The sequence below is a fragment of the Pseudoalteromonas aliena genome (assembly GCF_038155085.1).
Classification (GTDB): Bacteria; Pseudomonadota; Gammaproteobacteria; order Enterobacterales; family Alteromonadaceae; genus Pseudoalteromonas; species Pseudoalteromonas aliena_A.
Window position 1 is genome coordinate 1 of record NZ_JBAKAU010000173.1, and the last position, 220, is coordinate 220.

1 pseudogene is annotated in these 220 nt (G+C 39.5%); it reads right to left on the reverse strand.

The features are described 5' to 3' along the window. Positions 1 to 60: 60 nt before the first annotated feature. Positions 61 to 220, reverse strand: a pseudogene (locus tag V6260_RS19715) (PqiC family protein); the annotation flags it as partial.

The following is a 220-nucleotide window of genomic DNA, read 5'->3' on the forward strand; positions in this document are numbered from 1 at the left end:
TTAAAGTCGTGCTTGCTCTATCGCTTTAGCCACATATAAATTTATGTTCTTCCAAGTCTGTTAAAGTGTGGCGACGAAGCCATCGTAGCCGTTGTGTTCTATGGGGCCTACGTTTGAAAAATTATGAATACTAATTAAACGTCGTCCCGTTTCTGGAGGAGAGTAATATAAGCGCCTAAGTCCTCAAATGTCAGCATTACATAGTAAGTCACCATTAAAA